General features: G+C 72.1%; 11 protein-coding genes. 7 read left to right on the top strand and 4 right to left on the bottom strand.

The genetic code is table 11. The annotated features are described in order from the left end of the window. The first annotated feature begins 1 nt into the window (after position 1). From ACFFGY_RS19655 to ACFFGY_RS19665, 3 genes are all read left to right on the top strand, one after another. Entirely contained in the window at positions 2 to 661 is a 660-nt protein-coding gene (locus ACFFGY_RS19655) for a DUF2497 domain-containing protein (RefSeq protein WP_377046226.1), read from the top strand. A gap of 167 nt (positions 662 to 828) precedes the next feature. Further along, positions 829 to 3,525, top strand: a complete 2,697-nt coding sequence (locus ACFFGY_RS19660) for a valine--tRNA ligase (protein ID WP_377046227.1) — start codon at positions 829 to 831, stop codon at positions 3,523 to 3,525. A 250-nt stretch (positions 3,526 to 3,775) separates the two neighbouring features. Then, positions 3,776 to 4,144 carry a DUF2934 domain-containing protein gene (locus tag ACFFGY_RS19665; RefSeq protein WP_377046228.1) on the top strand — a complete coding sequence of 123 codons (369 nt, stop codon included), beginning with the start codon at positions 3,776 to 3,778 and terminating at the stop codon, positions 4,142 to 4,144. A gap of 21 nt (positions 4,145 to 4,165) precedes the next feature. On the opposite strand, the gene asnB is transcribed toward ACFFGY_RS19665, so the two are convergent. Both asnB and ACFFGY_RS19675 read right to left on the bottom strand, forming a co-directional pair. Next, positions 4,166 to 6,049, bottom strand: a complete 1,884-nt coding sequence (asnB, locus tag ACFFGY_RS19670; protein ID WP_377046229.1) for an asparagine synthase (glutamine-hydrolyzing) — start codon at positions 6,047 to 6,049, stop codon at positions 4,166 to 4,168. A 216-nt stretch (positions 6,050 to 6,265) separates the two neighbouring features. Beyond that, complete coding sequence (locus ACFFGY_RS19675) at positions 6,266 to 6,562, bottom strand: hypothetical protein (protein WP_377046230.1); 297 nt, start codon at positions 6,560 to 6,562, stop codon at positions 6,266 to 6,268. 200 nt (positions 6,563 to 6,762) lie between these two features. Here ACFFGY_RS19675 and ACFFGY_RS19680 point away from each other — a divergent pair, with 200 nt between their 5' ends. After that, positions 6,763 to 7,326 carry a DedA family protein gene (locus ACFFGY_RS19680; RefSeq protein WP_377046231.1) on the top strand — a complete coding sequence of 188 codons (564 nt, stop codon included), beginning with the start codon at positions 6,763 to 6,765 and terminating at the stop codon, positions 7,324 to 7,326. A gap of 54 nt (positions 7,327 to 7,380) precedes the next feature. On the opposite strand, the gene ACFFGY_RS19685 is transcribed toward ACFFGY_RS19680, so the two are convergent. Further along, positions 7,381 to 8,340, bottom strand: a complete 960-nt coding sequence (locus tag ACFFGY_RS19685) for an aldo/keto reductase (protein ID WP_377046232.1) — start codon at positions 8,338 to 8,340, stop codon at positions 7,381 to 7,383. A 320-nt stretch (positions 8,341 to 8,660) separates the two neighbouring features. Here ACFFGY_RS19685 and ACFFGY_RS19690 point away from each other — a divergent pair, with 320 nt between their 5' ends. The 3 genes from ACFFGY_RS19690 (at position 8,661) to ACFFGY_RS19700 (ending at position 11,237) form a co-directional block, all read left to right on the top strand. Beyond that, positions 8,661 to 8,879, top strand: a complete 219-nt coding sequence (locus ACFFGY_RS19690) for a hypothetical protein (protein WP_377046233.1) — start codon at positions 8,661 to 8,663, stop codon at positions 8,877 to 8,879. Between the two features lie 230 nt (positions 8,880 to 9,109). Next, positions 9,110 to 9,568 carry a GlcG/HbpS family heme-binding protein gene (locus ACFFGY_RS19695; RefSeq protein ID WP_377046234.1) on the top strand — a complete coding sequence of 153 codons (459 nt, stop codon included), beginning with the start codon at positions 9,110 to 9,112 and terminating at the stop codon, positions 9,566 to 9,568. A 280-nt stretch (positions 9,569 to 9,848) separates the two neighbouring features. Then, positions 9,849 to 11,237, top strand: a complete 1,389-nt coding sequence (locus tag ACFFGY_RS19700) for a dipeptidase (RefSeq protein ID WP_377046235.1) — start codon at positions 9,849 to 9,851, stop codon at positions 11,235 to 11,237. A 54-nt stretch (positions 11,238 to 11,291) separates the two neighbouring features. Here the strand turns inward: ACFFGY_RS19700 and ACFFGY_RS19705 are convergent, their stop codons facing one another. Continuing rightward, positions 11,292 to 11,477: a hypothetical protein gene (locus tag ACFFGY_RS19705; RefSeq protein ID WP_377046236.1), complete on the bottom strand. Its 186-nt coding sequence runs from the start codon at positions 11,475 to 11,477 to the stop codon at positions 11,292 to 11,294. Between the last annotated feature and the right edge of the window lie 13 nt (positions 11,478 to 11,490).

The raw sequence follows: 11,490 nt of genomic DNA on the forward strand, positions 1-11,490 counted from the left end.
CATGAGCGGACCCGCTTCTTCCCACGGGCAAGACCCGAACATGGAGGACATCCTGGCCTCCATCCGGCGCATCCTGAACGAGGATGAGCCGGTGGCGGCCGCCCCGGCCAAGCCCGCCGCCACCGGGATGGGCGCGGCGCCAGCCCCGGTGGCCGCGCCGTCACCTTCCCCGGCACCGGCCGTCGTTCCGGCACCGCCGCCCGCCGCCTATGCGCCGGTGGAGGAAGAGGAGCCGCTGGAGCTGACCGAGGCGATGATGGTGTCGCCGCCCGCCGCACCGCCGCCTGCGCCGGCCCCTGTGTCATCCCCTGCGCCATCCCCTGGCGCGGACACCCGCGCGGAGCTGCCCTTCGCGCCGCCGGCCTCCGCTCCGGCCGGCGTCCCGCCTGCCCTGGCGGGCGAGGGTGGGCCGCTGCGCGACGCGCTGCTGGCGCCGGCCACGGCGGCCGCCACGGCGGCGGCGCTGGGTGAGCTGGCGCGCGCTGTTTCGGCCGAGCGCACGGCGCAGGTGACGCGCTCCTCCGCGGTCACGATCGAGGACGTGGTGCGCGACGAGGTCCGGCCGGTGGTGAAGGCCTGGCTCGACACGCACCTGCCCGCCATGGTGGAGCGCATGGTGCGCGCCGAGATCCAGCGGCTGGTGGGCGGCTCGCTGGGCTGATCCCGGCGGGGCCGGACATGGCCCCGCTGTTCCGTGGCGGGTGCGCCCCGGACCCTGCCCGCGCCGGGCATGGCGCGCCCTCCGCCGGGATGCGCCACGGGCGCAGCAGCGGCGCGGTTGTTGCGGCACCCTTGACGTTCGGGCGCGTCCCGGCACAGGGATGCGCCATGCTCGAGAAGACCCTCTCACCCGCCGAATTCGAGAACCGCCTGTACGAGGGGTGGGAAGGCGCCGGCGCCTTTTCCGCCAGGCCCGAGAGCGCGGCCGCGCCCTTCACCATCATGATCCCGCCGCCCAACGTCACGGGCAGCCTCCATATTGGCCATGCCCTGACCTTCACGGTGCAGGACATGCTGATCCGCTGGCGCCGGATGCAGGGCCGCGACGCGCTGTGGCAGCCGGGCTCGGACCATGCCGGCATCGCGACGCAGATGGTGGTGGAGCGACTGCTGGGCGGGCAGGGGATCAAGCGGCGCGAGATCGGGCGTGAGGCCTTCCTGGAGCATGTCTGGGAATGGAAGGCGCAGTCGGGCGGCACGATCACCCGCCAGCTGCGGCGCCTGGGCGCCAGCCTCGACTGGCCGCGCGAACGCTTCACCATGGACGAGGGCCTGTCGGCGGCGGTGCGCGAGGTCTTCGTCACGCTGCACGAGCAGGGGCTGATCTATCGCGATAAGCGGCTGGTGAACTGGGATCCGGTGTTCCAGTCCGCCATCTCCGACCTCGAGGTCGAGAGCCGGGAAACCAAGGGCAGCCTGTGGCACCTGCGCTACCCGGTGGAAGGGGAGCCGGGGCGTTTCCTCGTTGTGGCGACGACGCGGCCCGAAACGATGCTGGGCGACACGGCGGTGGCCGTTCACCCCGAGGATGAGCGCTACCGCGACCTCGTGGGCAAGAACGTCATCCTGCCGCTGACCGGGCGGCGCATCCCCGTGGTGGCAGACACGTATTCCGACCCGGAGAAGGGCACGGGTGCGGTGAAGATCACTCCGGCGCACGACTTCAACGACTTCGCCGTGGGCAAGCGGCACGATCTCGCCGCGATCAGCGTGCTGGATGCCGAGGCGTGCGTGACCCTGGCCGAGATCGAGGGCGCGCTGGCCGCGGTGGAAGGCGTCGCCGATCCCGCCTTCACGCGCACGCTGGCGGGGATGGACCGCTTCAAGGCGCGCGAGGCGATCGTGGCGGAGCTGGAGCGGCTGGAGCTGCTCGACAAGATCGAGCCGCACACCAGCGCCGTGCCCTTCGGCGACCGTTCCGGCGTCGCGATCGAGCCGCGGCTGACGGTGCAGTGGTACTGCGACGCGGCGACGCTGGCCAAGCCCGCCGTGGCCGCCGTCGAGGACGGGCGCATGGAGTTCGTGCCGCGCCAGTGGGAGAACACCTTCTTCTCCTGGATGCGCGAGATCGAGCCCTGGTGCATCTCGCGCCAGCTCTGGTGGGGCCATCGCATCCCCGCCTGGTACGGGCCCGACGGCACGCCCTTCGTGGCGCGCGACGAGGCCGCGGCGCAGGCACAGGCGCGCGCGCATTACGGACGCGACGAGGCGCTGACGCGCGACGAGGACGTGCTGGACACGTGGTTCTCCTCGGCGCTGTGGCCCTTCTCGACGCTGGGCTGGCCGGAGCGGACCGCGGAACTGGCGCGCTACTACCCGACCGACGTGCTGGTGACGGGCTTCGACATCATCTTCTTCTGGGTTGCCCGGATGATGATGATGGGGCTGCACTTCATGGGCGACGTGCCCTTCCGCAAGATCTACATCCACGGCCTGGTCCGCGACGAGAAGGGCCAGAAGATGAGCAAGAGCAAGGGGAACGTCATCGATCCCCTGGAGCTGGTGGACAGCTACGGCGCGGATGCGCTGCGCTACACCATCGCCTCGCTCGCCGGGCCCGGGCGCGACGTGAAGCTCGGGCGCGCCAAGGTCGAGAACGGGCGCTCCTTCATCACCAAGCTGTGGAACGCCGCGCGCTTCTGCGAGATGAACGGCATCAAGGCCGACCCGGCCTTCCTGCCGGAAGCCTGCACCACGCCGCTCGCGCGCTGGATCATCGCGCGCGCCAACGCGGCGGTGGCGGAAGCGACGGCAGCGCTGGAGAACTTCCGCTTCGACGACTACGCGGCGGCCGTGCGTCGCTTCGCCTGGGACGGGTTCTGCGACTGGTTCCTGGAATTCGCCAAGCCCGCGCTCGCCTCGGGCGACACGCTTGAGGCGCGCGAGGCCAAGGGCGCCGCGCAGCACGTCCTGGGCGTGATCCTGCGGCTGATGCACCCGATCGCGCCCTACGTGACCGAGGAGCTGTGGCACCAGATGGGCTACGGGCCCGAGCTCAGCCTGATCCACACCGCCTGGCCGGAGGCGTCCGCCGTTTCGCACCCGGTCGAGGCGGCCGAGGAGATGGAATGGCTCCTGTCGCTGATCTCCACCGTGCGCGCGGTGCGGGCGGAGATGAACGTGCCGCCCTCCAATCGCTTCCCGCTGCTGGTGCAGGGCGCGTCGGAGGCGATGCTGGCGCGCGCCAACCGCTGGAGCGACACGGTGGAGCGCATGGCGCGCATCACCGCGGTGGAGCCGCTGAAGGGCGAGCCGCCGCAGGGCGTGGCGCAGGCCGTGCTGGGCGAGGCCACGATCATGCTGCCGCTGGCCGGCATCATCGACCTCGACGCCGAGCGCGCGCGCCTGACCAAGGAGCGCAACAAGGTCGAGGCCGACGCGCGCAAGATCGCGGCGAAGCTGGAGAACGCCGACTTCGTGTCCCGCGCCAAGCCGGAAGTCGTGGAAGAGAACCGCGAGCGGCTGGTCGCGGCGGAAGCGGAGATGGCGCGGCTCGACGCGGCGCTGGCACGCATCGCGGCCTGAACCGCGCGGGCGCGGCGGTTCCGACCCTGCCGCGCCCACGGGAGGGAAGGCGCGCGGCGCTCTCCCGGCGGTCGCGGCGCCCCGCTTTGCCGTGCGTTGGTGCAACGCGGCCACAGGGGCGGCCCGAACGCGGCGCCCCGGCAGGTTTCAACGTTGTGTGACCGAGCGGGCCGGGGCTTGCCCGTTGCGGCTCGGCCATTCCCCGCCACACATTCGATCGCACTACCCCGATTCCGATGAGGCGAGCCGTATGAGCAAGAAGGACCAGGATCTGGAGGCGCGCATCCGCGAACGCGCCTACCAGCTTTGGGAACAGTCCGGCGGTGAGCACGGGAGCCACGAGGCGCACTGGGAACAGGCCCGCAAGATGCTGATGGCCGACGAGGCCGCGGGCGAGCCGCTCGAAGCGCAGGCGGCGGGGGCAGCGGACACCGACGGCGCTCCGACCGACGTGGCGGCGGAAACCGCTTCGGTCGCGCAGGCGCCGGCCATCAAGCCCGCCCGCAAGCCCGCGGCCAAGAAGACCGCCGCCGAGGCGAAGCCTGCCGCCGAAGCCAAGCCGGCCAAGGCTGCGGCGGCGAAGCCCGCCGCCGCCAAGGGCGCGAAGAAGCCGGCCTGAGCCGATCGCGCCGGGCCGGGCTCAGCGGCCCGGCCGGCCGCCCCACCAGGTCCCGAACACCGCCAGGGCGTAGAGGATGCGTCCGTGGTCGCGCGTTCCGGCGGCATGTTCCCGGAACAGGGTTTCCACCGACGCCGGCTCCAGGAAGCCGGCCCCCGCCGCGCCGCTGTCGTTCCAGGCGGCGCGCGCGTAATCCGCGAAGTCGCCGCGGAACCAGGCGGCCAACGGCAGCTTGAAGCCTTGCTTGGGCCGGTCCAGCACGCCCGGCGGCAGCCAGGGCTCGACGGCGCGGCGGATGATCCACTTGCCCGTGGCGCCGCGCAGCTTCAGTTCCAGCGGCACGGTGGCGGCCCAGTCCACCAGCCGCGACGACAGGAACGGCACCCGCACTTCCAGCGAATGCGCCATGCTGGCGCGGTCCACCTTGCACAGCATCTGGCCGGGCAGCTGCAGCGTCGCGTCGGCGTGGAGGAACTGGTGCAGCGCGCCGGCGCCGTGCCAGGGGTCGTCCACCAGCTCGTCGCGCAGCTGCTCCGGCGCGGCGTCCTGCGCCGCGTGGAAGCCCGGCACCATCAGCGCCTCGCGCAACGCGGGCGAGGTGATCTCGGTTTTGCGGAAGAACCGGGCATAGCCGCCCTCGGTGCCGGCGGCGTCGCCCAGGCGGCGCAGCTTCTGCCGCAGCTGGCCGGTGCGCGCCTCGCCCAGCAGGCCGAGCGCGCCGCCCAGCGGCCGGATCGCGTGGCGCAGCGCGCGGTAGCGGCCGATCCGCTGCTCGGTGCGGTGGCGGCGATAGCCCGCGAAGATCTCGTCGCCGCCGTCGCCGGCCAGCGCCACCTTGACCTCGGCCGCCGCGAGCTCGGCCAGGTAGAGGCTGGGGATCGCGGCCGGGTCGGCGAAAGGCTCGTCGAAGCTGCGGACGAGCCGGGGCAGGATCTCGGCCGCGTCGCGCAGCTCCACCACCCGGTGCCGGCGCTCGCAGCCCAGGTGCTCGGCCACGCGGCGGGCATGGGCCGTCTCGTCCACCGCGCTGCCGGGGAAGCCGATGGTGAAGGCCTTCACCGGCCGGTCCGACAGCCGCGCCATCGCCGCCGTCACGGCGGAGGAATCCACGCCGCCCGACAGGAAGCTGCCCAGCGGCACGTCCGACAGCATGTGCCGCCGCACGGTGTCGAGCCAGATCGCGCGGAACTCCTCGACCCATTCCCCGGGCGTGCGCCGCTGCGGCGCCGGGCGGGGGAAGCGCCAGAAGGCGTCCACGCTGCTCTCGCCCGTGGGCCCGAGCGTCAGCGCGTGGCCGGGCGGCAGCTGCCGCACCTCCCGGTAGATGCTGCGCGGCGGGCGGACGTGGCCGGCGGTGAAGTAGTCGTGCACGGCGCGCGGATCGACGGTGAAGCCGTGCTCGGGCAGCGGCAGCAGCGCCTTGATCTCGGAAGCGAAGGCGAGGCCGCCGCGCTGCTCGGTCAGGAACAGCGGCTTGATGCCGAGCTGGTCGCGCGCCAGCACCAGCCGCCGCGCCGGGCGGTCCCAGATCGCCACGGCGAACATGCCTTCCAGCCTCGCCCAGCAGCGCTCGCCCCAGTGCTGCCAGGCGGCCAGGATGGTTTCGGTGTCGCTGCTGCCCCGGAAGCGGTGGCCGGCGCGCTCGAGCTCGGGGCGCAGTTCCAGGTGGTTGTAGATCTCGCCGTTGAAGACGATCGCGGCACGCCCGTCCGCCGAGCGCATCGGCTGGTGCCCGCCCGCGAGGTCGAGGATGCTCAGTCGGCGCATGCCGAAGCCGAAGTCGCCCTCGGCCAGCACGCCGCCCTCATCGGGACCCCGGTGGAGAATGGTGTCGCACTGCGCCTCGAGCAGGCGCGCCTCGACCGGCCGGCCGCCGCGCCGGTACCAGCCCGCAATACCGCACATGAAGATTGTTTCCTCGCGGAAAGCGTCCGTTCCCCGACTCTTCCGGTCAGGTTCGGGTTCCGCAGCCTTGGCGCTGCCCCTGCCGGGCAGTGCCGGCGCCACATCCCACATCGGCGGCAGCGCCGGAAGGGGCGGCAGCGCACCAAGCGCGGGCTCTCCGCCCCGAAGCGTGGTCCGGGGGCGCGGTTCAGATCGCCGCTGGGGTGGTGAGAGCCTTCAGCCGGCGCGCAGGAGTGAGGCGGGCACCGCCTGCCGCTGCGGCAGGGCCTGCCCGTAGGAAGCCTGCCCAGGGGTGGCTTGGCGGACCTCCACCAGGTGCGGCTGCGACCAGGGCAGGCTCGGGACCGGCCCCGCGCTCTCGTGCCAGACGGGCAGGGCGAAGGTGCCGTTGGCGTAGCGCCGTGCCGCCGCGGCGCATTCCGCCACGACGATGCACTCCCCGAGGTACCGGCTGGCGAGCCAGCTGGGATCCGACAGGAATCGCTCCACCGGCTTCAGGCGATAGGTCTGCATGAATCAACCGTAGACCGGAACGAGGTTCCGCGCTGCAGCATAAATTCGTGAAGCTTCGTGGCAGGCGAGGACCCGCGACCAGGAACGGGCGGGTAACGAAATTGCCGCATTGGGCAACAAAATACCGATAATGTTGTTTTCAGTGGCAGGAGCATGGGGCACCCTCCATCTGTTGACGTGCGTGGGTCGGGAGTAACGGCGTGGCGGAGTTCTGGGCGGAGTGGGGCGCACTGGCGTATGCCGCCGCGGCCTGCTGGGCCTTCTTCGAGGGTGAGACTTTCGTGCTGCTGGCCGCCGCTGCGGGACGTGCCACCGGCGTCATCGACCCGTGGATCCTGATGTTCTCGGTATGGGGCGGTTCTTTCCTGGGCGACCAGCTCTGGTTCACGCTCGGCCGACGATACGGCGCCAGGGCGGTCCGCAAGATCCCCGGCGCCCAGAAGCGCATGGACACCGCGATGCGCTTCCTCGACCGCTACGGCGCCACCTTCGTGCTGTGCTTCCGCTTCGCCTACGGCATCCGCAACGTCGCGGCCGCGGCCTGCGGCGTGGCGGGCATGGAGTGGATCCGCTTCGCCGTGCTGAACTTCATCGCGGCCGGGATCTGGGCCGCCTCCTTCGTGGGCGCCGGCTGGTACGCCGTGTCCTGGCTGGGCGAGGAGAACACCTTCTACGCGCTCGGCACGATCGGCGTGGCGGTGGTGGTGCTGCTGCTCTTCAAGTGCTTTCGCGCCTGGCGTCGCCCGCCGGTTCCGGCGGAGTAGGCCGGGCAGAGCAGGCGGGGGCGGCGCGCCACGTGAGGCGCGCCGCCGCGTCGCTCAGCGACCCTCGTAGGGGCCTTCCAGCGCCTGGAGATCTTCCGGTGACAAGGTGATGGCCGTTGCCGCCGCCGCGTCGCGGATCTGCGCCGGGTTGCTGACCCCGAAGATCGGCGCGGCCATCACCGGCTTGCTGAGCAGCCAGGCCAGGGCGACCTGCATCGGCGTCACGCCGCGCTCGTTCGCGATGCGGGTGACCTGGTCGAGGATGCGGAAGTCGCTTTCCCGGAACAGCCCGTCGGCCAGCTTGTCGGTGCGCGCCCGCTCGCTCGCCGCACCTTCGCGCGTGCGGTTGCCGCCGAGGAAGCCGCGCGCCAGCGGGGAATAGGGCACGAGCCCGACGCCCTGCTCGAGGCAGAGCGGGATCATGTCGCGCTCCTCCTCGCGCTGCACGAGGTTGTAAAGGTTCTGCATCGCCACCGGCCGCGCCCAGCCGCGGTACTGCGCCACGGCGCACATCTGGGCGAAGCGCCAGGCCGGCATGGTGGAGCCGCCGACGTAGAGCACCTTGCCGGCACGGACCATGTCGTTGAGCGTTTCCATCACCTCCTCGACCGGGGTGACCTCATCCAGGCGGTGGATCTGCAGGAGGTCCACGTAATCGGTGCCCAGCCGCTTCAGCGAGGCGTCGAGTGCTTCCGTCAGGTGCTTGCGGCCGGTGCCGCCGCCATTGGGCTTGTCGGTCATCGGCAGGCCGACCTTGGTGGAGATCACCAGCTCGCTGCGCGGGGCATAGGTCAGCAGCGTGGCGCCGATGATCCGCTCGCTCTCACCGAGGTTGTAGACGTCGGCGGTGTCGAAGAAGTTGATTCCGGCATCCAGCGCCGCCCGGAAGAAGGGGGCCGAGCCCGCCTCGTCGAAGGCGCCCCAGGCGCGGCGCCCGGCCGCACCCCAGGAATTGCCGCCGAGGCAGACCGCCGAAACATGGAGGCCGCTGCGGCCCAGTCGGACGTATTTCATGGTGTGAGGCTTGCTCCAGGGCAAAGGGTCGCGGGCATCCTAGGACCGGCCGAGGCGCGGAGGCAGCCCCGCCGGCGACTCTCTCGCACGGTCGTTCCGCCCGGATAGTTCCGCCGTCGGCCCGGGCGCGCCCTCCATCCGCTGCCACTTCCGGGCTGGCCGCGTGGCCGCCACGCAACCCCGTGCTGCCGGGCGAAGCAGGGCGTCGGCCCAACGGCGCGCCGAGGAAGCCGCCGCGCATCCCGCACGTTGCCCCAGACGGAGGACGCGACCGGCCAGGCGCCGGACGTGCCGCGACACTTCGCCATGGAGGCACAGAGATGAGCGACATCGCCGAGCCCAACCCTTTTCCGGCCGAGGCGGACCTTGCCGCCGCGGCGGACGCCGCGCTGGGGCCAACCGGCCGCTTCCGGCTGGTGTGCGGCGCGGGCGCGGCGGCCTTCGTGGTGGACACGATCGACGGCCGTTCCTGGCGCCTCGACGGCGACCGCTGGGTGCCGCTGCGCTACGAGGTGATGCCGCCCGATCCGGCGCCCTGACACGGCGGGCGGGGGTGCGGCTCCCGGGCTGCTCCACCGGCACGGCTTCCGGGCAGCGTCGGCCGGGCACTGTTCCCCTGAGTGCCTTGTCGCGGCGGGCTTTCCCCGGTGCCATCCCGGATGCCGCCCGCGCCCGCCACGGCGTTCAATACCCAACCGCCGCGGCCCCCTGGCGCCGCATCCCGTGCCATGGTGAGAGGGCTGCGCAAACCTGAGCAAAGGACGCCACCATGCCCAACCCGCCCACCGGCTTCGATCACGGGCTGACGCTGGACACGGCGCAGACCATCCTGCGCGAAACCCTGGCGGAAGGGCGGCGCCTCGGCCTGGCGCCGCTGACCGTGGTGGTGCTGGACCAGGCTGGGCAGCTCAAGGGGCTGCTGCGGGAAGACGGCTCGTCGCTCCAGCGCCCGGCGATCGCGCACGGCAAGGCCTTTGGGGCGATCGGTCTGGGCTTCGGCGGGCGGGAACTCGCGCGGCGGTCGCAAGGGATGCCGGGCTTCATGAACAGCTATTCCGACCTGCTGGGCGGGTCGGCGGTGCCGGTGCCGGGCGGCGTGCTGGTGCGGGGCGAGGGCGGGCGGATCCTGGGCGCCGTCGGCGTGTCGGGTGACGCCTCCGACAAGGATGAGCTGGCCGCCGTGGCCGGCATCCGCGCTGCCGGGCTGGAGCCCGATACCGGCGACTGAGCGGACACGCCTCGCCAAGTGGTCCGCTTCGATGCGCTTGCCGGGGCAGGAGGCCGCGCCGGTTCGCGCGTCGGTGCCGATCCGGTCCGCGCCGGCCGGGGCGTCGCCGGGCCGGCCGAACCCTGCGGGGTGCTGGAGCCATTCCGGCCCGCGCACCCGGCTCCCGCAGGGTTTCCGGGCCTCTCGCGGGTGGCTCCGGCCGGCGCAATGATGTGCCCCCCGCCTTGCGGCCACCCGCTGCCGGGTGGAGGCTGCGGCCGAACCACTGAGGGCCCAGCCGATGAACCGCACCGAGGACGTGTTGCAGGCGCTCGACGCCGCCGAAGCCGAGATGCGCCGCCGCTACTTCGATTTCCTGCGCATGCCGAGCGTCAGCGCCCAGCCCGACCACGCCGCCGACTGCCGCCGCACCGCGGAGTGGCTGGTGGGCGAGCTGCGCGAGATCGGCTTCGAGGCCGCGGTGCGTGAGACGGCCGGCCATCCGGTGGTGGTGGCCAAGCATGCGGGGCCAGCCGGAATTGATGCGCCGCACCTGCTCTACTACGGCCACTACGACGTGCAGCCGGCCGAGCCCTTCGAGCTCTGGACCAGCCCGCCCTTCGAGCCGACCGTCGTCGAGGGCCCGCACGGGGACCGCGTGGTGGCGCGCGGCGCCGTGGACGACAAGGGGCAGGTGATGACCTGGCTCTCGGCCATGCGCGCCTGGCACCAGGTGACCGGCGGCCTGCCCGTGCGCGTCACGGCGCTGATCGAGGGTGAGGAGGAGGTCGGCTCCCCCAGCCTCGACGCCTTTCTGCGCGACAACGCGGCGGAGCTTTCGGCCGATATCGCGGTGGTGAGCGACACCAACCAGTGGGACTTCGCGACCCCTGCCATCACCACGCGGCTGCGCGGCATGGTCTATGCCCAGATCGACCTTCGCGCGGCCTCGCGCGACCTGCATTCGGGCATGTACGGGGGTGCTGCGCGCAACCCGCTGAACCTGCTGGCGCGTATCCTGGGCGACCTCCATGACGATGACGGCCGCATCCAGATCCCCGGCTTCTACGACGGCGTCACGCCGGTCTCCAACGCCCAGGCCGCGCAGTGGGCGGCGCTGGGCTTCGACGAGGCGCGCTACCTGGGCGACGTGGGCCTGTCGGTGCCGGCCGGCGAGCGCGGCCTGGGCGCGCTGGAGCGTATCTGGGCGCGGCCGACCTGCGACGTGAACGGCATGTGGGGCGGCTATACCGGCGAGGGCAGCAAGACGGTGATCGCCGGCGAGGCGCATGCCAAGCTGAGCTGCCGCCTGGTGGGCCAGCAGGACCCGGCGAAGATCGAGGAGGGCATCCGCCAGTTCGTGCGCGAACGGCTGCCCAAGGACTGCTCGGCCGAGGTGCGGATCTTCGCCTCCGCAGCCCCGGTCGAGGTGCCAGTCGAAAACCGCTTCATCGCGGCCGCGCAGGCGGTGCTGCAGGACGAGTACGGCGTGGCCCCCGCGATGATCGGCGGCGGCGGCTCCATCCCGGTGGTGGAAAGCTTCAAGCGCATCCTGAATACCGACGCGCTGCTGATGGGCTTCGGACTGGACGACGACCAGGTCCACAGCCCCAACGAGAAGTTCGACTGGCGCTGCCTGACCCGCGGCGCCCGGTCGCACGCGCGCCTGCTGGGCAAGCTCGCGGGCTGAACCGCATCCCCCGTCCCACCGTCTCCCCCGAGGCGGCGGGAGGGGTTCGGGCCTTTAGCGGCCCGCCAGCTCCGTCTTCAGGGTCTGGATCCGGGTCTTCAGGCTTTCGCGCAGGCTGGGCGAGGCGTGGGCCTTCAGGCTGGCGAGGGTTTCCTCCAGCTCCCGCAACAGGCGACGCTTCTCGTCCTTGTTGCGCTGGATGGGCTTGTTGTCGCTGAACTGGCCTTCAAAGGCGCGCATGATCGGTCTCCCC

The sequence above is a fragment of the Roseomonas elaeocarpi genome, assembly GCF_042433915.1.
Lineage (GTDB): Bacteria > Pseudomonadota > Alphaproteobacteria > Acetobacterales > Acetobacteraceae > Roseomonas > Roseomonas elaeocarpi.

Excerpts from the sequence above, each read along its gene's own strand:
- ACFFGY_RS19660 (WP_377046227.1), top strand. The coding sequence starts at position 829 with ATGCTCGAGAAGACCCTCTCACCCGCCGAATTCGAGAACCGCCTGTAC.
- ACFFGY_RS19655 (WP_377046226.1), top strand. The coding sequence starts at position 2 with ATGAGCGGACCCGCTTCTTCCCACGGGCAAGACCCGAACATGGAGGAC.
- asnB (WP_377046229.1), bottom strand. The coding sequence starts at position 6,049 with ATGTGCGGTATTGCGGGCTGGTACCGGCGCGGCGGCCGGCCGGTCGAG.
- ACFFGY_RS19690 (WP_377046233.1), top strand. The coding sequence starts at position 8,661 with ATGAGCGACATCGCCGAGCCCAACCCTTTTCCGGCCGAGGCGGACCTT.
- ACFFGY_RS19685 (WP_377046232.1), bottom strand. The coding sequence starts at position 8,340 with ATGAAATACGTCCGACTGGGCCGCAGCGGCCTCCATGTTTCGGCGGTC.
- ACFFGY_RS19705 (WP_377046236.1), bottom strand. The coding sequence starts at position 11,477 with ATGCGCGCCTTTGAAGGCCAGTTCAGCGACAACAAGCCCATCCAGCGC.
- ACFFGY_RS19700 (WP_377046235.1), top strand. The coding sequence starts at position 9,849 with ATGAACCGCACCGAGGACGTGTTGCAGGCGCTCGACGCCGCCGAAGCC.
- ACFFGY_RS19665 (WP_377046228.1), top strand. The coding sequence starts at position 3,776 with ATGAGCAAGAAGGACCAGGATCTGGAGGCGCGCATCCGCGAACGCGCC.
- ACFFGY_RS19675 (WP_377046230.1), bottom strand. The coding sequence starts at position 6,562 with ATGCAGACCTATCGCCTGAAGCCGGTGGAGCGATTCCTGTCGGATCCC.
- ACFFGY_RS19695 (WP_377046234.1), top strand. The coding sequence starts at position 9,110 with ATGCCCAACCCGCCCACCGGCTTCGATCACGGGCTGACGCTGGACACG.